Here is a 17,263-nt window from a genome sequence, read left to right as displayed (position 1 = left end):
GCCCGGAGCGCGACCCGCCGCGCTGGTGGCCGCTCGTGAGCGCCCGTTTCGGCAAGCTGCCCTGGCTGTGGCTCAGCCTGCTGGTATTCGGCCTCGACCAGGCGAGCAAGCTGCACTTCGAGGGTTCGCTACGCCTGTACCAGCAGATCGTGGTGATCCCCGACCTGTTCAGTTGGACCCTGGCCTACAACACCGGCGCGGCCTTCAGCTTTCTCGCCGATGCCGACGGCTGGCAGCGCTGGTTCTTCGCTCTGATCGCGGTGGTGGTCAGCGCCGTGCTGGTGGTCTGGCTGAAGCGCCTGAAGCCGGGCGAGACCTGGCTGGCCGTGGCACTGGCGCTGGTTCTGGGCGGGGCTCTGGGCAACCTGTTCGACCGGGTGGTCTACGGCCACGTGATCGACTTCATCCTGGTGCATTGGCAAGACCGCTGGTACTTCCCGGCCTTCAACCTGGCCGACAGCGCCATCACCGTCGGCGCCCTGATGCTGGCGCTGGACATGTTCAAATCCAAGCAATCCGGAGAACCCGCTCATGACTGAGCTACGCATTGGCCCGGATAGGGAAGTCACCCTGCACTTCGCCCTCAAGCTGGAGTCCGGCGAGGTGGTGGACAGCACCTTCGACAAGCAGCCGGCCACCTTCAGGGTCGGCGACGGCAACCTGCTGCCGGGCTTCGAGGCCGCCCTGTTCGGTCTCAAGGCCGGCGACAAGCGCACCCTGCGGGTCGAGCCGGAGAACGGCTTCGGCCAGCCCAACCCGCAGAACGTGCAGATCATGCCGCGCAGCCAGTTCCAGGACATGGAGCTTTCCGAGGGCCTGCTGGTGATCTTCAATGACGCGGCCAACGCGGAGCTGCCGGGCATCGTCAAGGCGTTCGACGACGCGCAGGTCACCGTCGACTTCAACCACCCCCTGGCCGGCAAGACGCTGGCCTTCGAGGTGGAGATCATCGCGGTCCGGGAAGTCGCCTGAAGCCTTAGCCCGCTATCTGGCGCGGCGAACGGTCGCCATCCCCGGCGGATTTCCGCAGTACACTGCGCCTGATGCCGGGCGCCGAAGAGATCACCCTATGCACATCAAACTCGCCAATCCCCGTGGCTTCTGCGCGGGCGTCGACCGCGCCATCGAGATCGTCAACCGTGCCCTCGAGGTGTTCGGCCCGCCGATCTACGTGCGCCACGAAGTGGTCCACAACAAGTTCGTGGTCGAGGACCTGCGCGCCCGTGGTGCCATCTTCGTTGAGGAGCTGGACCAGGTGCCGGACAACGTCATCGTCATCTTCAGTGCCCACGGCGTCTCCCAGGCCGTGCGCAGGGAGGCCGAGCGGCGTGGCCTGAAGGTGTTCGACGCCACCTGCCCGCTGGTCACCAAGGTGCACATGGAGGTGATGCGCTACAGCCGCGACGGCCGTGAGTGCATCCTTATCGGCCACGAGGGACACCCCGAGGTGGAAGGCACCATGGGCCAGTACGACAGCGCCAACGGCGGGGCGATCTACCTGGTGGAGGACGAGGAGGACGTCGCCCGCCTCGAGGTGCGCAATCCGGACAGCCTGGCCTTCGTCACCCAGACTACCCTGTCCATGGACGACACCAGCCGGGTGATCGACGCCCTGCGCAGCAAGTTCCCCAGCATCAGCGGGCCGCGCAAGGACGACATCTGCTATGCCACCCAGAACCGCCAGGATGCGGTCAAGCAGCTGGCCAGCGAATGCGACCTGGTGCTGGTGGTGGGCAGCCCGAACAGCTCCAACTCCAACCGCTTGCGCGAGCTGGCCGAGCGCATGGGCACCCCGGCCTACCTGATCGATGGCGCCGAGGACCTGCAGCGCGAATGGTTTGTCGGCTGCCAGCAGATCGGCATCACCGCCGGTGCCTCGGCTCCCGAGGTTCTGGTGCGCGGGGTGGTAGACCGCCTGCGGGAATGGGGCGCCACCGGCGCGGAGGAGCTGGACGGGCGACCGGAAAACATCACCTTCTCGATGCCCAAGGAGTTGCGGGTCAAAGCCCTGTGACCATGAAAAAGCCCGCCGGATGGCGGGCTTTTCGCTGCCTGGCTTAGCGCCAGCATTCCTCGACCGTCTTGCCTGTGCCGGTGCGACCTTTCTTGCCCATGGCATTCAGGGTCAGGTTGCCACATTTGTTGTCGCCGAACTGCTGCAAAGCGGTCAGCAAGTAGCCGCCATCCCCCTTTGCGCCCTTGGCCACCTGGAGCTTGTACTTGCCCGTCTCGGAAACCACGTCACTGCCGCTGGTGCGCAAGCCCAGCTTGCTCAGCTCACCCGAACTGGTGATGTAGGCATTGTTCTGGGCAAAGTAGCGTTCCTGGCGTGCCGCAGCATCGTTCAGCAGCGCCTGGCCTTCCGAGCGGTTCGCGCGTTTGACGTACTCGTCGTAGCTCGGATAGGCGATGGCGGCCAGGATGCCGATGATCACTACCACGATCATGACTTCGATCAGGGTGAAGCCGCTCTGCACAGGTTTCATCGAATACTCCATCAGGGACGAGTGCTGGGTCATTTCTGCTCCTCGAGTCTGCGCCAGCTCTGGCGGCCCATGCTGGCCGGGTCGGGGTAGATGCCCACGCATTCCTGGCCGGTGCAGAACTCGAACGAGCTGTCCGAGTTCTGGGTAATGGTACCGCCACCTTCACCATCCTGGCGGATGGCGGAAACGGTTCCAGAACCGCTCGTGGGGACGTAATCGAAGGCGCGCTGCAGCGTCTTGCCACCGGTGAAGGGGTTGAGGGCATAGGTCCAGTTGGTGGCGCCATCGCCGCAGGGGTCGTCGTTGGGCACCAGCGACTGCATGAAGATGGTACGACCCAGTTGCGACATGTTTTCCACCACCATCTCACCGTCGTCCTTCAGGTCCAGATACCAGCCGTTCTGGGTGGTCCAGTCCACTGTGTTGTCGCTGATGGTGCGGCCCTGGCGGGTCGTGCCGTCTGCTTGCACGGTGATCTGGCTGAGGATTTCCTGCTTCTGCAGGCTGCCGCGGCTGATATTGGGATTGCTGGCATTCTCCCCCTTGGTCTGCTTGTCCCAGATGCCGTAGACGGTCTGGGCCATGCTCTTGTCGCCGTCCTTGTCTCCGGTCTCGAAGAACTTGCCGGTACCGAAGATCACCAGGTAGCCGATGCCATTCGGGTGGCGTACCAGGCTGGGCGCCGCGGTGATGGGCTGGCGCTTGTCGGCAGGTTTAGTCGCATGGGCGCTGAACAGCGGGTGGCCTCCGAAGGCCACCTCGAAGTCATCGAGGGCACTTTCGCCGTCGTCCTCGGTGGTGAAGGGCGCGGACTCGCTGCGGTCGTTGCGCAGCAGATCGAAGCGCCAGAGGTTGCCCTGCAGGTCGCCGGCATAGGCATAGTCGGCCACGCCATCGGCGTTGTAGTCGGCCAGCTTGGGCGTGGACAGGCCGTTGGCCACGCCGTTGGTGCCCTGGACTTCCAGACTTTTCAGCAGCGTGCCCTTGATGGCGTCGACGATGAACAGCGCAGCCTTGCCGTTGGTGTGGTTGGCGCTTTCGTAGCCATTGCCGAACACCACGGCCCATTTGCCGGTATGCAGGCGGGCAATGGTCGGCTGCGAGAAGCTGTAGCCCATCTTGACTGCGGCATTCTCGGGGAGGCTGCTGTCGTCGAACTCCCATAGCAGCTCCTCGCTGCCGGGGGTGGTGATGTCCAGCGCGAAGATGGACTTGCCGCCGGCCTTCAGGGTACCGACCAGGATGGTGCGCCACTGGGTTCCGTCGTAGACGTCGGCCACCACCGGGCTGCCGTCCACGTAGAACTCGTGGCTGTAGTTAGTGCCGGTCAACTTGTTGAGCTTGTGGAGAACGGCGCTGGGGATGAAGGCGAATTCCTCGACCCCCGTCACGGCATTGAAACCGTGCAGCATGCCGTCGTTGGCGCCCACATAGACGCGGGGAGTCCGGTTGGCAATGCTCTGGGCGAAGGTGGTATAGGCAGTGTTGCCTTCCAGCTGGTTGCTGATATTGATCAGGTAGCGCGGGCCGGAGACCACCGCCGGGCTGGAAGAGTAGAAGTCCCCCAGCACGCTGCTGCGCCTACGGAAGGTGGTACCTTCTCCAGTACGGTTGCCACGCAGGTACTCCAGGCGCTGCTGCCCGAGGCCATCGCTGACTCCGGTCTCCGGGTTGCGACTCAGCCAGTAGGCCAGGGTGCCTTCGGTTTCGGCCGAGCCTGCGTTGGCCCAACTGAAGTCCTGCAGGCCGCTGTTGTTATTACCGGCCATCTTGATGGTGCGGTTCGACCAGGCCGGTACCTTGCTCTTGGCACTCCAGATCTCGGTGGTTTCGAAGACATTGCTTTGGGCGTTCCAGGCTTTCTCGAAACGCTTCACGTCGCCTGCCCAGTTATCTGCACTGGAATAGGATGTCTGGTAGGAAACGGTCTTCACCGTGACATTTTCACCTTCGTCGGCGCTGACCTGGCCCGAGTTGATGGCTGGGCGGGCTGCCGTAGCGGTACGGTCCGCAATGCGCGAGAGAATATCGGCGAAAGCCTGGACCATGGCTTCCGGACTGTCGACGCTGAAGAACTCGCCGCGCGAGTTGATTGCCGCGTGCCACAGGTCATAGACGTTGTTGTCGCTGCCAGAGGACGCGGCCGGCCAGCTCTTGGTGCCGTTCTTGAGATTGTCGTAACCGGTGCCACCGAAAGTGCCTCTGGTCGGGTCCCACTCCACGCCGCTCTGCTTGAGGGATTGGGTCAGGCCCAGGCCAACCGTAAAGTTGACCATGTGCTGCCAGGTTGCCGGGTTGTTGCGGGGATCCCAATAGTCGGTGTTGCTATCGCCGCTCTTGAATGGCATGTAGGCTGGCAGTTTGTTGTCCAGAGATGGACGCAGGTCCGTAGCCCAGTAATGCATGGCGAGGTCAGCCAGGGTTCTATTGGTGGTGTCCGCATAGGGCTTTACGCTGTCGTTGTAGGCAGTTCCGTCGGGCAGAACAAAGCTGCTGTGGTCGGTTCGGAAGCTGGTAGGGTCCTCTACGGTTTCGTTCCACATGCCGTCTGTCATGAGGATGTGGTAGCTGGGACGGCAGGCGTAGGTGTTTTCGGTGGTGTTGCCGGTCCCGTTCGGGAATTTCTGCCAAGGGACATCCGATGTCTTGAGGAACTCACCGGCTCGCTTGAGCGCTTTCGGGAGAGGGGTCGAGGACGCGAAACCCATGTTCTGCATCCAGCTGAACAGTCGTCCGCGCTGGGTCAGGTCGTACTCCCTGAACAGGTTGTTGCCACTATTACAGTTGGAGGTGGAGTTCAGCGTCGTACAGGTACCCAGCCCCTGCCAGGTCAGTCGAGTGCTGTTGGGAAGTTCGGAAAAGGCGATGCTCGCGGCACTGATGGTGGCCAGCGCACGGTTCCGATAGAAGGAATACCAGTTGGCAAAATTCTGCTGTTCGGCTGCGCTGACGAAATGCAGCGTGTAGCAGTTGTCGTCGTTAAATCCGCAGTTTCCACCATTATGGGTGTAGTAATAAGCAGGCACGCCGGAATAAGTGGCTACATAGCGGTTGTTTGAAGGGCTGTGGCATTGAGCATCAACATTTTGGCTTCCACCCTTGGTGCTCACAGTGGCTGTGCAGCTTCGGGTGCCGGTCCGGGTGATCGTAAACTCCAATCCGTTGGTGCTGACGGTCTGGGAGCCGCTGCTGAGGTATCGCTCGCCAGTGCTGACGGCGGTGCTCAGGTCAACGGTGAACGTACCGCTGCTACCTGTGCAGTTAGCCGGAAGATTGCTCGACGAATTGGCGTAGCTAACGGTTGCCGTACAGCTGTTCGAGCCGGTTCGCACGATCGTGTAGGTAATAGGTCCCTTGGTAACCGTTTTGCTGTCGTTGTTGGTGCTGATACTGGCACTTGCCTGGAAGTCCGACGAGGGGTTTTCGGCGAATCTGTTGCTGGTGCTACTGGTGCTACTGTAACCGTAGGCGGTGTCGCCACTCATGGCTCCCGTGGGGTCGTAGCTCCAGGTTACCCGGTAGTCGGTTGCCAGGTTATAGGCACCATTGGCCGGCTTGAAACCGTTATTAAGTGCGTTGGTGAAGATAGGCGTTTCAGCCGTCGTCGGGGTATAGCGTTCGCCGTCCGCGCTATACCGCGGCGGAACTACGTAGCTCACCGCCGGGTTGTAATACATAGGGTTGAAAGTACTGGACTTAACTCGTCGACTGTCGCTGTTGCCACCGCCGTCGGGTACAAATGCCCAGCGCATACTGCCGGAGTCATCCAGCGTCAGAATCATGTTCGGCGGCACGCCGACGGTCAGGCTCAGCGGGCTCTGGGATACGGCCGCATAGGCGTTGGCAGCGCTGAGTAGCGTGATGCCGAGGACTGCGCACGAGATCGTCTTGATAGGGGCATGAAGGCGAGTACGGTGCATGGTGTCGGCTCTCAGTTGTTGATGCCCAGATAGATGTTGGCGTGGGTCGACTGCAGGTGCAGGGCGTCGCCCGCCTTGCCGTTGTTCAGGTAGAAGTAGGTACCTTGGCCTTCGAGGGCCATGCCGTATTCGGCATTGACCGAGGCGTTGCCGGTTTCCATGGCCAGGATGCTGTTCCAGTCTGCCGGATATCTGCTATCGGCTGTGGTGCTGGCCGAGGGATCCGTACCGCGGTAGGGCATCCAGAGCAAGGGCAGCCCAGCTTCGGACTCCTCTTCGAGAAAGTCCTTTTCGAGAAAGTCCTTAGTGGCGTCCCAGGGCTGGTCGACGAAGGTCAATAGCTTGTCTTTCTTGATAGCCAGCAGGCAGGGCTTGTTCAGGCCGTTGGTCTTCAGTGTGTTCGAGGGGCTGCAGTTGGCTGCCTTGGCTTCCAGCTTGTCGGTGAGGTTGCCAGGCCCGTAGAAGCGGAATTCGGCTTCGCGCAGGGCAGCGTCGGCGACGTTCTGCAGCTGGGTGTCGAGGGCGCGGTTGGCGGTGATGCGGGTTTCGAGGGTCACCCCACGCATGCTCCCGATGGCCAGCATGGTGAGCATCAGCAGCATGATGAGCGCGACGAGCAGCACCGCGCCGCGCTGGGACTGGCGGGATAGGGCAGTCATGGCATGAAGTTCCTGACGGTCTGGATACTGTTGGCTACCTGGTAGAGGCGTTTCTTGTCGGCGTTCTCCAGGCGGGTCTTGGTCGCTGCCGGGGCGTTGGCGAGCCAGTCCGTGAGAACCTTGGAGTCGTCGCTGTCGCGCTGGTTTTCCTTGCTGGCGAGCAGCAGTGAGTAGCGCAGGCTGCGGATGGCGCCACTGGCGGATGTCCAGTCCGCCTGCGGAACGAAGGTGGTGACTTCCTTTTCCAGCACGTCGGCGCTGCCCACCCCGAAGTCGAGGCGCAGGTCGGCAATGCCGGTGAGCAGTTCCCTGTATTGCGGGTTGGCGGCATTCAGGCTCTTGCACAGCAGGCGACCCTCGCTCAGATCGGTATCGTCCGGCTTGTACTTGAAGGCGAGGACGATGAGGTCGTCGCTGGACGGGCTCTTGAAGGCTTCGTCGTACTCGACGTCGCTGGCCGTGCCCTGGCAGTCCAGCTCCCCGCTGACCTGGGGCTGGTAGCGAATGCAGAATCCCGTGCCCTTGTCGGCGGCGAAGCCGGTGACCGCATGGCCAGCCTTGAAGTCCTGGCAATCGTCCTCGGCTGTCTTGGCGGGAAAGGCGAACTCCACCAGTTGCGATGGATCGCGGCGGTAGCCGGCCTTGCCCAGGTACTGGTTGAGCATCAGGGTGGCGAAGCGGCCGTTGTCCAGGTTGTTGGCCTGGCTCTGCTGGAAGGCGTAGCTGCGCTTGTTGTCGAGATAGACCTGGGTGATGCCGATGATCAGGAAGCTGCCGATGAGGAGTACCACCAGCAGTTCGACCATCGACAGGCCGCGTTGGCGTTTGATCATGTCGTTCATGGTTCCACCCGAATGGTGTAGGTGCAGACGGTGGCATCGGGCGCGCTGGCGTCCAGGCAGGCTCCCTGGCGGACTTCCCAGGCCAGGCGGATTTCCAGCATCGAGCCCTTGTCATCGCATTTGCCGGGTTCCGGGCTGCGGCAGATGTACATGTCGCTGGAGAAGAGGTCTTCGGCGCCGGGCAGCAGGGCCTCGACCCGGTCGGCCCAGCAGTCACGCTGTTGCCGGGCAGTCTTGGCGATTTGGCTGGGGCTGGTCACGCACTCTTGCCGTTCTGGAAGATCCGACCCTTTGGCCTTGTAGAAGATGGAGCCCTCCTTCATCCCGCTGTTCATCGGCTGCTTGGGAGCGGTCGAGCTGTACAGCTCCTGCGGATGGGCGCGGATGATCTCGATCAGGTCGTTGGCCAGCTCGACGGCTGCGTTGCGCTGCATGGCGTCCTGGGTGTACTGGATGCTGCGCCCCTGCAGGGCCACCATGCCGAGTATGCCGATGGTGGTCAGGAGCAGGGCCACGAGCACTTCGATCAGACTGAAGCCTTTGCTGGTCGTCATGGTGTTCCTCACAGGGTGCAGCTGGCGGGAGGGGTGTCGTCCTTGAGCTTGAGGATGGCGCCGCTGGCCTGGACCTCCAGCCGGACGCCGCTGCTGGCGTCGTCATCGTGGCATACCGTGAAGGTGGCCGCAGTCGCCGTGCCGTTGCTGTTGAAGCGGATTTCCTCGACGCTGGCGCGGATGGTGGTGGCGGGGGTGGCCTGAAGCCGGCGGAGTTCCACGTCCTCGCCCTTGTCGTGGCGGATAACCGTCCAGATGTCGTCTTCGACGGTCACGCTGGTGGGAACCTTGCGGCTGACGGCTTCGCCGCGGGCATAGCGCAGGAGGGCTTTGAGGTCTTCGGCCTGAGTCTGCACACGGTTGCGCTGGATGAGGTCGTTGAAGTTGGGGACTGCTATGGTGGCGATGATCCCGATCAGCACCAGGATGATCATCAGTTCCACCAGGGTGAAGCCGCGCATGTCCTTTCTGCCTGACATGATGAACTCCAAGATAAATGCCGAGCAGATACTGGCCGAAACGTTCGAGCCAGTCCCGTTCAGCTAGACAACTGGCTCAACCTGGGGGATGGCCGGTTGGTGCTCTGCCTCTAGACGTGCGCTGGTTCACGCCGGTCCTCCGCCTCGGATCGCAAGGAAGTGCCCTTTAGCCGCAGCGGTGTGCCTCCTTCCGGTTTTCTGCCTTGGTCGAGATGCGCACGCGCCCCTGCCGATTGAGCACCAGCTGCCAGGCGAGATCCCCGTCCTGACACAGGTAGAATCGGCCATTGCCGGTGGGACTCTGGCCGTTGGCGTGGAATACGATGCGTTGGGTGAAGCCCTGCCAGTGCAGACGATGAGTGGCAGGGGACAATTGCTCTGCTGCCAGTGTCTCTTCACGGCCGACAGCCTTTAGAATCCACCCCTTGTTCCAGTCGGCGCCACACTGCTCGCCGTCCTCCGAAGCGCATACCTCCACCGATCGTCCTTCGATGACCGCACGCGCCCGGGCCTGTTGCAGGCTGTGCAGCAGCCGGTCCTGGAGCGCTTGCTGGCGATTGCTTTCGATCAGGCGCCTGAAGTCGGGCGTTGCGATGGCCGCGAGCAGCGAGATCAGGCTCAGGGTGATGAGCAGTTCAGGCAGGGTCAGGCCCTGCTGCGATGAGTAGAGCATGAGGGTGTCCTGTCTTGTCGTAGTGCCTTCCTGGCGTAGACGGATTTAGCCCTTCACAACGAGGGTGGCAAGTGCGAGGCATAGAATTTTGAAAGACTTCATAGTGGTAGGCGGGGGTGCCATCGGCCTCCTGTCCAGTTTCCTGCTGGCGCGTTCCGGTGCTTCGGTACAGCTGGTCGAGGCGGGCGTGACCGGGCGTGAGGCGTCCTGGGCCGGGGGCGGCATCGTCTCGCCGCTCTATCCCTGGCGCTACAGCCCGGCGGTGACGGCGCTGGCGCACTGGTCGCAGGATTTCTATCCGCAGCTGGGCCAGGAGCTGCTGGCCGCGACCGGGGTGGATCCGGAGGTACACGTCACCGGCCTGTACTGGCTGGATCTGGACGACGAGGCCGAGGCGCTGGCCTGGGCGCGGCGGGAAGGGCGACCGCTGGCGGCGGTGGGCATGGACGCCGTCTACCGCGCCGTGCCGGTGCTCGGCCCCGGCTATTCGCGGGCGCTGTACATGGCCGAGGTGGCCAATGTGCGCAATCCGCGCCTGACCCGTTCGCTGCGCGAGGCCCTGCTGCGCATGCCCAACGTGACCCTGCGCGAGCAGTGCCCGGTTGAGGGCTTCCTGCGGGAGGGCGATCGGGTGGTCGGCGTGCGCACCGCCCAGGGCGAGCTGCGTGCCGAGCGGGTGGTGGTCAGCGCCGGGGCATGGAGCGGCGAGTTGCTGGCCGGGCTGGGCATCGAGCTGCCGGTCGAGCCGGTGAAGGGGCAGATGATCCTCTTCAAGTGCGCCGCGGACTTCCTGCCGAGCATGGTGATGGCCAAGGGACGCTACGCTATTCCGCGCCGGGACGGGCATATCCTGGTGGGCAGCACCCTGGAGTACGCCGGTTTCGACAAGACGCCGACCGGCGAGGCTCTGGCCAGCCTGCGCGCCTCGGCCATCGAGCTGCTGCCGGCGCTCGCCGAGGCGGAGGTGGTCAGGCACTGGGCCGGCCTGCGCCCGGGCTCGCCGGAGGGCATTCCCTACATCGGTCCGGTGCCGGGGTTCGAGGGGCTGTGGCTGAACTGCGGGCACTTCCGCAACGGTCTGGTACTGGCGCCGGCCTCCTGCCGGCTGTTGGCGGATCTGCTGCTGGGCCGCGCGCCGATCATCGATCCGGCGCCCTACGCGCCGGCCGGGCGGATCGGCTAGGGACTGGCCAGGTGCCGGAGCGGCAGTTCGCGTTCCGGCACCCGGGCCATCAGTCGATGCCCAGCTTCTTCAGCCGGTAGCGCATCGAGCGGAAGGTCAGCCCCAGGCGCTGGGCGGCCGCGGTGCGGTTCCAGCGGGTTTCCTCGAGGGCCTGCATGATCAGCTTGCGCTCCAGGTCCTCCAGATAGTCCTCCAGGTTGTCCACCTGCGCCAGGTTGGCCTCGCCGCTTTCCGGGCTGCTGCAGGCGTCGATCAGGCGCAGGTCGCGGGCCTGGATCAGGTCGTCCTCGCACAGGGTGTAGGCGCGCTCGAGCATGTTCTCCAGCTCGCGGACGTTGCCGGGGAAGCGGTAGCTCTTGAGCTTCTCCAGGGCCTCTGGGGTGAGCCGGGCCGGCGGCAGGCCGCTGCTCTCGGCGAGGCGCTTGAGCACCCGCTCGGCGATCAGCGGGATGTCCTCGCGGCGCTCGCGCAGCGGCGGCACGCGCAGTTCGATGACGTTGAGGCGGTAGTAGAGGTCCTGGCGGAAGCGCCCGGCGGCTACCTCGGCGGCCAGGTCCTTGTGGGTGGCGCACAGCACACGCACGTCTACCACCTGCTCCTGCTGGCCGCCGACGGCGCGTACCGCCTTTTCCTGGATGGCGCGCAGCAGCTTGACCTGCATCGGCAGCGGCAGATCGGCCACCTCGTCGAGGAACAGGGTGCCGCCATTGGCGGCCTGGAACAGGCCCTGCTTGTCCTCGATGGCGCCGGTGAAGCTTCCCTTCTTGTGGCCGAAGAACTCGCTTTCCATCAGCTCCGAGGGAATGGCGCCGCAGTTGACCGGCACGAATGGCTGCCCGGCACGCGGGCCCTGTTCGTGGATCAGTCGGGCCACCAGCTCCTTGCCGCTGCCCGATTCGCCGCTGATGTACACCGGCGCCTGGCTGCGGGCGAGCTTCTGGATCTGCTTGCGTAGCTCGCGCATCGGCGGCGAGTCGCCGAGCAGGCGGTTGTCCACCGGCGCCTCGGCATCCTCCGGGGCGCGCAGGCGCAGGGCGGTGCCGACCAGCTCGCGCAGGCGGGCGAGGTCCACCGGCTTGGTGAGAAAGTCGAAGGCGCCGGCTTTGAGGGCATTGATCGCGGTGTCCAGGCTGCCGTAGGCGGTGATCATCGCCACCGGCACCTGGGGATGGCGCTGCTGGATGTGCTGCACCAGCTCCAGGCCGGTGCCGTCGGGTAGGCGCATGTCGGTGAGGCACAGATCGAAGGGCTCGCGCAGCAGCCATTCGCGGGCTTCCTTGACGTTGCGGGCGCTGCGCGTATCCAGCTTCATCCGCCCGAGGGTGATTTCCAGTAGCTCGCGGATGTCGGGTTCGTCGTCGACGATCAGGGCGCGTTGTCGGAGGGCCATGTGGTCAGCTCAGCTTGCGGGGATGGGCGAAGGTGATGCGGAAGCAGCTGCCGCCACCTTCGCGCGGTTTGTAGTCGAGTCGAGCCTGGTTGCTCTCGCAGAGTTCGCGGGAAATATACAGGCCCAGGCCGGTGCCTTTGCTATCGGTGGTGTTGAAGGGCTCGAAGAGCTGTGGCACCTGCTCGGGCGGCACGCCTGGACCGTCGTCGAGCACCTCGAGCACCGGCAGTTCGCTGTCCGGGTCGCGGAACAGGCGCAGCCAGACCTGGCCGATCGGGTTGTGCCGGGCGCTGTAGCGCAGGCCGTTCTGCACCAGGTTGGTCAGCACCTGGGTGAGCTGGTTGGGATCCATGCGGGTCTGCAGGCTGCCGGTGCCGGTCTCCACGTGGATCTGCTGGTTGGGCGGCAGGCTGGCGCAGAACTCCCCGGCGAAGCGGTGCAGCCAGTACTTCAGGTCGAGCAGCTGCGGTTCGGCCGGGCGGCGGCGAGACAGCTGCAGGACGTTCTCGATCACCAGGTTCATGCGCCGCGAGTGGTCCTGGATGATCTGCAGCAGGCGCTGGTCGGCGGCGTCCAGGTGTTCCGATTCCTGGAGCAGCTGCGCGGCGTGGCTGATGGCGCCGAGCGGGTTGCGGATCTCGTGGGCGATGCCGGCGGTCAGCCGGCCGAGGGCGGCGAGCTTGAGCTGTTGGGCCTGCTGGGCGATCTGCGAGATGTCGTCGAGGAACACCAGGATGTTCTGCTGCCGGCCGCGCTGCAGTGGCACGAAGCTGGGCTGCAGGGTCGGGCCGCTGTCCTGGACCTTGAGGCTGTCCGGGCGCAGGGTGGGGTTGCTCTGCCACTGCTGCAGGCGATCCACCAGGGCGGGGCAGAAGGGATCGATGATCCGTCCGACCAGCTGGTCCCGGCCGAACAGGGTGAGGGCGCCCTGGTTGGCGAGCAGCACGCGGCGTTGGTCGTCGAGCACCAGGATGCCGGTGCGCATGCGCTGCAGGATCTGCTCGTTGAGCGCCTCCAGGTTGGCGACGTCGGCGGCGCGCTGCTCGGCGAGCTTTTCGCTGACCTGCAGGCGCCGCGACAGGCCCTGGACGAACAGCGCCGCGGCGAAGCACAGCGCGCCCAGGGCGCCGGCCTGCAGGTAGTGGGCGGCGGCCGCCGGGCGGCTGAGGCTCAGGTAGAAGGTCAGGTAGATCAGCGCGATGGCTGCCAGGGCGGCGATCAGCAGGCCGATACGCCCGCGCAGCAGGATGTTGGCAATGGCCACCGCGACGATCAGCAGGTTGCCGATCCCGCTGGGCGTGCCGCCGGCGGCGTAGAACAGGCTGGACAGCAGCAGCACGTCGATCAGCGCCAGGGTCAACACCTGCACCAGGTGCTGCGGGCGCGGGATCAGGGTGGCGAACAGCAGGTTGAGGATCAGGTACAGCCAGCTGCCGTAGCGGAACCAGTCGGCGTTCACCATCTCCAGCAACTGGTGGTCCAGTTCGCTGGAGATCAGCAGTACCAGGGCCAGACCGATGATCAGCCGGTACAGGTTGTACAGCCGCAGGATGCGCTGGCTCTGGAGAGTGTCGAGCGGCAGGGACTCAGCGCTCACCGCGTTGTGGCCCCTGGGTCAGATGGAGTTGCGAGCAGTACCAGTGCCCCTCGTGAGACAGGGCGCGCTCCTGCGGTACGTGCACGCCGCAGTGGGCGCAGCGGACCATCGGTTTGGCCTCCTGCTCGGGCCTCCCGCTGGCACGGGGGCGGGCAGGACGGGTGAAGTGACGCCACAGCCAGACGGCCAGGGCGATCAGCACGAGCAGGAACAGCAGACGACCCATGTTCTTTCCTTCGTAGACGGAAAGGGGAAGTGTATCCAAGAAGCGTCCGGTGATCTGCTATCCGTTGGGCATTTGCCGGGGGGCCGAGCTCCCCGGACAAGGACTGCCGCCGGTCGGCGGGCGGCAGGGCAGGCCGTGCGTTGTTTCCGTCCTAGGCTATGCGGGACAATGGGCTACTCTGTCGTCCGGCATGAGGCGGGCGCAATCTTGGATGGAGGCGGCGATGAGCCAAACCCTGCGGGTCGTGATGGCCCAGTTGAATCTGCGCGTCGGTGATGTGCACGGTAACGTCGAGCGCATCATCGAGGCGGCCGGCACTGCTCGCGACCAGTGGCAGGCCGACGTTATCGTGTTCCCCGAACTGGCGCTGTGTGGCTATCCGCCGGAGGATCTGCTGCTGCGCTCGAGCATGCAGCGGCGCATCGAGCAGGGCCTGCAGCGTCTGTGCGACGAGGTGCGCGGCATCTACCTGGTGGTCGGCTACCCCTGGCTGGACGGCGAGGTGCGCTACAACGCCTGCGGGGTGATCGCCGACGGCGAAGTGCTCGGCACCTACTATAAGCAGAAGCTGCCCAACTACCGGGTGTTCGACGAGAAGCGCTACTTCGAGCCCGGCAGCGAGCCTTGCGTGCTGGACATCAAGGGCGTGCCGGTGGCGCTGACCATCTGTGAGGACGTCTGGTTCCCCGAGCCCATGCAGCAGGCCCGCGACGCCGGCGCGCGGCTGATGCTCAGCCTCAACGCTTCGCCCTTCCACCTCGACAAGCAGCGCGAGCGCGAGGAAGTGCTCGCCGAGCGGGCCCGCGAAGGGGAGATGCCCATCGTCTACGTCAATCAGGTGGGCGGCCAGGACGAGCTGGTGTTCGACGGCGGCAGCTGCGTGGTCGGCGTCGACGGCCAGGTCAGCCAGCGCGCTCCGGCCTTCGCCGAGGGGCTCTATCCGGTCGACCTGGGCTGGGACGATGCGCAGGTCGACCCGCGGCCGGCCAGCTGCGCGCCGCTGCCCGAGCTGGAGGCCAGCGTCTACCAGGCGCTGGTGCTCGGCGTGCGCGACTACGTACAGAAGAACGGCTTCAAGGGTGTGGTCCTCGGCCTGTCCGGCGGCATCGACTCGGCGCTGACCCTGGCCGTGGCGGTGGATGCCCTGGGCGCAGAGCGTGTCGAGGCGGTGATGATGCCCTACCGCTACACCGCGCAGATCAGCCTGGAGGATGCCGAGGCCGAGGCCCGGGCCCTGGGCGTCACCTACCGGGTGCTGCCCATCGCGCCCATGGTCGAGGCCTTCATGCAGACCCTGGCGCCGGTGTTCGAGGGCCTTGGCCGCGACACCACCGAGGAGAACCTGCAGGCGCGCTGCCGCGGCACCCTGCTGATGGCGATCTCCAACAAGAAGGGCTACCTGGTGCTCACCACCGGCAACAAGAGCGAGATGGCGGTGGGCTACGCGACCCTCTATGGCGACATGGCCGGCGGCTTCGACGTGCTCAAGGACGTGCCCAAGACCTTGGTGTTCCGCCTCTGCGAATACCGCAACAGTCTGGGCATGGTGATTCCCCAGCGGGTCATCGACCGGCCGCCGTCAGCCGAGCTGGCGCCGGACCAGAAGGACGAGGACTCGCTGCCGCCGTACCCGGTGCTCGACGAGATCCTCAAGCTGTACGTCGAGTACGACCTGTCGGCCAACGCGATCATCGCCGAGGGCTTCGATGCCGACACCGTGCACCAGGTGCTGCGCATGGTCGACCGTAACGAGTACAAGCGTCGTCAGGCCGCGGTGGGCCCGCGCATCACCCAGCGTGGCTTTGGCCGTGACCGCCGCTACCCGATCACCTCGGGCTGGCGGATCGGCGACTGAGCGGACTTCCGCAGCGCCGGGGCCGTTCCGTGCAACGTCCACGGCGCTTGCGCGGACGGCCGGCACGGGCGGCGGGCAAGCCCCCAAGGACCAGGGCTCATGGACAAGATCTACTGCCACTACCACTCCGCCCAGCCGGCCACCTGGCGCTGCCTGCCCTGCGAGCGTCACTACGGCGACTGCTGCGTGCCGCTGAATGCCGATGCCCCGGAGGAGTGGCCACGCTGCGCGCTGTGCAACGAGCGGCTGACCTTCCTCGGTGCGGCCAACACCGCGCAGCCCTTCTGGGAACGCATCCCCGCGTTCTTCGCCTATGCCCTGCAGAGCGGGCCGTTGGCCATGAGCGCGATGCTGGCCCTGGCCAGCCTGTTCCTGCCGCCGGCGCTGCTGCTCTGGCTGGTGCTGTTCAGCGTGGCCACCAAGTACTTCTACAGTGTCATCGAGGCCTGCAGCCTGGGCGTGGGCGAGGCGCCAAGCCTGGCCAGTGCCTTCAGCGGCGAGGGCTTCTCGCTGTTCTTCAAGCAGCTGGCGGTGTTCTTCCTGGCCTTCGCCGCGCTCTGGCTGGCCGCCGATTTCGACAGCGAGGCAGTGTACTGGGCGGTGACCATCGGCCTGTTGCTGGTGCTGCCGGCGAGCATCATCCGCCTGGCCCTGGACAAGACCCTCGGTGCCGCGCTCAGCCCGGGCGAGGTCGGGCAGGTGATCCGAGCCATGGGCTGGCGCTACCTGATCCTCTGCGCCTTCCTGTTCATTCTCTGGCAGTCGCCGGCCTGGGTCACCCAGATGCTCGCCAGCGGTCTGCCCAAGGTGGTGCTGATGCCGGTGGCGATGTTCCTGTTCGGCTACTTCTCGGTGGCAATGTGCGCCATGATGGGGTACGCGGTGTACCAGTACCAGGGTGCCCTCGGCTATGCGGCGGATGACGGCGAGAACCCCGCCACCTCCACCAAATTTTTCTGAACACCAGACACCACGCGGCCTGTAGCGGATGCTAACCTCCCTACAGCGCATGTCTGGCAGAACTGTGCCCACTGATTGTGCCCCTGAGATCGATCAGAGGGTTTCAATGGCAACACTCATTCCCAACACCTACCGCCGCTCCGGCATGTACTATGCCCGCTTTCGGCTGCCTAAGGAAACTCTGAAAAAGACTTCCTGATTTGGCAAAATCCGCCGACTTCACCCGCAGAGCTTTCCGATGAAGCAGATGACCTTCGCCGACGCCGAGTACGCCGGCAAGCGCAAGCAGACCCGCAAGGAACTGTTCCTGATCGAAATGGAACAGGTGGTGCCGTGGCAGGGCCTGATCGCCCTGATCGAGCCGCACTACCCGAAGGGTGAAGGCGGTCGTCCCGCCTATCCGCTGATGGCGATGCTGCGTGTGCATCTGCTGCAGAAC

17 protein-coding genes are annotated in these 17,263 nt (G+C 64.8%); 7 read left to right on the top strand and 10 right to left on the bottom strand.

What is annotated here, in order from left to right:
- Positions 1–35: 35 nt before the first annotated feature.
- The 3 genes from lspA to ispH all read left to right on the top strand — a co-directional run bounded on the left by lspA (position 36) and on the right by ispH (position 2,014).
- Positions 36–539 carry a signal peptidase II gene (gene lspA / locus H165_RS0111540; RefSeq protein ID WP_017939092.1) on the top strand — a complete coding sequence of 168 codons (504 nt, stop codon included), beginning with the start codon at positions 36–38 and terminating at the stop codon, positions 537–539.
- On the top strand, positions 532–972 hold the full coding sequence (locus tag H165_RS0111535) for an FKBP-type peptidyl-prolyl cis-trans isomerase (protein ID WP_017939091.1): 441 nt from the start codon (positions 532–534) through the stop codon (positions 970–972). Before lspA ends, H165_RS0111535 begins: the two co-directional genes overlap by 8 nt.
- A 97-nt stretch (positions 973–1,069) precedes the next feature.
- Positions 1,070–2,014, top strand: a complete 945-nt coding sequence (gene ispH, locus H165_RS0111530) for a 4-hydroxy-3-methylbut-2-enyl diphosphate reductase (protein WP_017939090.1) — start codon at positions 1,070–1,072, stop codon at positions 2,012–2,014.
- Positions 2,015–2,057: 43 nt separating this feature from the next.
- Here ispH and H165_RS0111525 read toward each other — a convergent pair whose 3' ends face one another.
- The 7 genes from H165_RS0111525 to H165_RS0111485 form a co-directional block, all read right to left on the bottom strand.
- Complete coding sequence (locus H165_RS0111525) at positions 2,058–2,519, bottom strand: type IV pilin protein (RefSeq protein ID WP_017939089.1); 462 nt, start codon at positions 2,517–2,519, stop codon at positions 2,058–2,060.
- Positions 2,516–6,406 carry a pilus assembly protein gene (locus H165_RS0111520; protein WP_248681211.1) on the bottom strand — a complete coding sequence of 1,297 codons (3,891 nt, stop codon included), beginning with the start codon at positions 6,404–6,406 and terminating at the stop codon, positions 2,516–2,518. Before H165_RS0111520 ends, H165_RS0111525 begins: the two co-directional genes overlap by 4 nt.
- 11 nt (positions 6,407–6,417) lie before the next feature.
- Positions 6,418–7,065, bottom strand: a complete 648-nt coding sequence (locus H165_RS0111505) for a PilX N-terminal domain-containing pilus assembly protein (RefSeq protein ID WP_017939086.1) — start codon at positions 7,063–7,065, stop codon at positions 6,418–6,420.
- A complete protein-coding gene (locus tag H165_RS0111500; protein WP_017939085.1) occupies positions 7,062–7,907 on the bottom strand; it encodes a PilW family protein in 846 nt (281 codons plus the stop codon). Before H165_RS0111500 ends, H165_RS0111505 begins: the two co-directional genes overlap by 4 nt.
- Complete coding sequence (pilV, locus tag H165_RS0111495) at positions 7,904–8,461, bottom strand: type IV pilus modification protein PilV (protein WP_017939084.1); 558 nt, start codon at positions 8,459–8,461, stop codon at positions 7,904–7,906. Before pilV ends, H165_RS0111500 begins: the two co-directional genes overlap by 4 nt.
- 8 nt (positions 8,462–8,469) lie before the next feature.
- Positions 8,470–8,940 carry a GspH/FimT family pseudopilin gene (locus tag H165_RS0111490; RefSeq protein ID WP_040640632.1) on the bottom strand — a complete coding sequence of 157 codons (471 nt, stop codon included), beginning with the start codon at positions 8,938–8,940 and terminating at the stop codon, positions 8,470–8,472.
- 166 nt (positions 8,941–9,106) lie between these two features.
- The gene (locus H165_RS0111485) at positions 9,107–9,613 is read right to left on the bottom strand and encodes a GspH/FimT family pseudopilin (RefSeq protein ID WP_017939082.1); all 507 of its coding nucleotides are present in this window, start codon (positions 9,611–9,613) and stop codon (positions 9,107–9,109) included.
- An 88-nt stretch (positions 9,614–9,701) separates the two neighbouring features.
- On the opposite strand from H165_RS0111485, the gene thiO reads away from it, so the two are divergent.
- A complete protein-coding gene (thiO, locus tag H165_RS0111480) occupies positions 9,702–10,796 on the top strand; it encodes a glycine oxidase ThiO (protein ID WP_420493623.1) in 1,095 nt (364 codons plus the stop codon).
- A 49-nt stretch (positions 10,797–10,845) separates the two neighbouring features.
- Here the strand turns inward: thiO and H165_RS0111475 are convergent, their stop codons facing one another.
- Genes H165_RS0111475 through H165_RS0111465 form a run of 3 tightly spaced genes read right to left on the bottom strand, consistent with a single transcriptional unit; the run spans position 10,846 to position 14,009 of the window.
- Positions 10,846–12,186 (bottom strand): sigma-54-dependent transcriptional regulator, encoded by a 1,341-nt coding sequence (locus tag H165_RS0111475; RefSeq protein WP_017939080.1) that lies wholly within the window; start codon positions 12,184–12,186, stop codon positions 10,846–10,848.
- Between the two features lie 4 nt (positions 12,187–12,190).
- Positions 12,191–13,783, bottom strand: coding sequence for a sensor histidine kinase (locus H165_RS0111470; protein ID WP_017939079.1), 1,593 nt, complete (start codon positions 13,781–13,783; stop codon positions 12,191–12,193).
- The gene (locus tag H165_RS0111465) at positions 13,773–14,009 is read right to left on the bottom strand and encodes a PP0621 family protein (protein ID WP_017939078.1); all 237 of its coding nucleotides are present in this window, start codon (positions 14,007–14,009) and stop codon (positions 13,773–13,775) included. Before H165_RS0111465 ends, H165_RS0111470 begins: the two co-directional genes overlap by 11 nt.
- A gap of 223 nt (positions 14,010–14,232) precedes the next feature.
- Here H165_RS0111465 and H165_RS0111460 point away from each other — a divergent pair, with 223 nt between their 5' ends.
- The 3 genes from H165_RS0111460 to H165_RS0111450 all read left to right on the top strand — a co-directional run.
- Positions 14,233–15,864, top strand: coding sequence for an NAD+ synthase (locus H165_RS0111460; RefSeq protein WP_017939077.1), 1,632 nt, complete (start codon positions 14,233–14,235; stop codon positions 15,862–15,864).
- Positions 15,865–15,963: 99 nt separating this feature from the next.
- Positions 15,964–16,824 carry a hypothetical protein gene (locus H165_RS18560; protein WP_017939076.1) on the top strand — a complete coding sequence of 287 codons (861 nt, stop codon included), beginning with the start codon at positions 15,964–15,966 and terminating at the stop codon, positions 16,822–16,824.
- Between the two features lie 238 nt (positions 16,825–17,062).
- Positions 17,063–17,263 (top strand): IS5/IS1182 family transposase (locus H165_RS0111450; RefSeq protein ID WP_017937404.1); only part of this gene is annotated, 201 nt, incomplete at its 3' end.

It is taken from the genome of Pseudomonas thermotolerans DSM 14292, from assembly GCF_000364625.1.
Taxonomy (GTDB): Bacteria; Pseudomonadota; Gammaproteobacteria; order Pseudomonadales; family Pseudomonadaceae; genus Aquipseudomonas; species Aquipseudomonas thermotolerans.
This window is presented reverse-complemented; position numbering and strand designations above follow the sequence as displayed.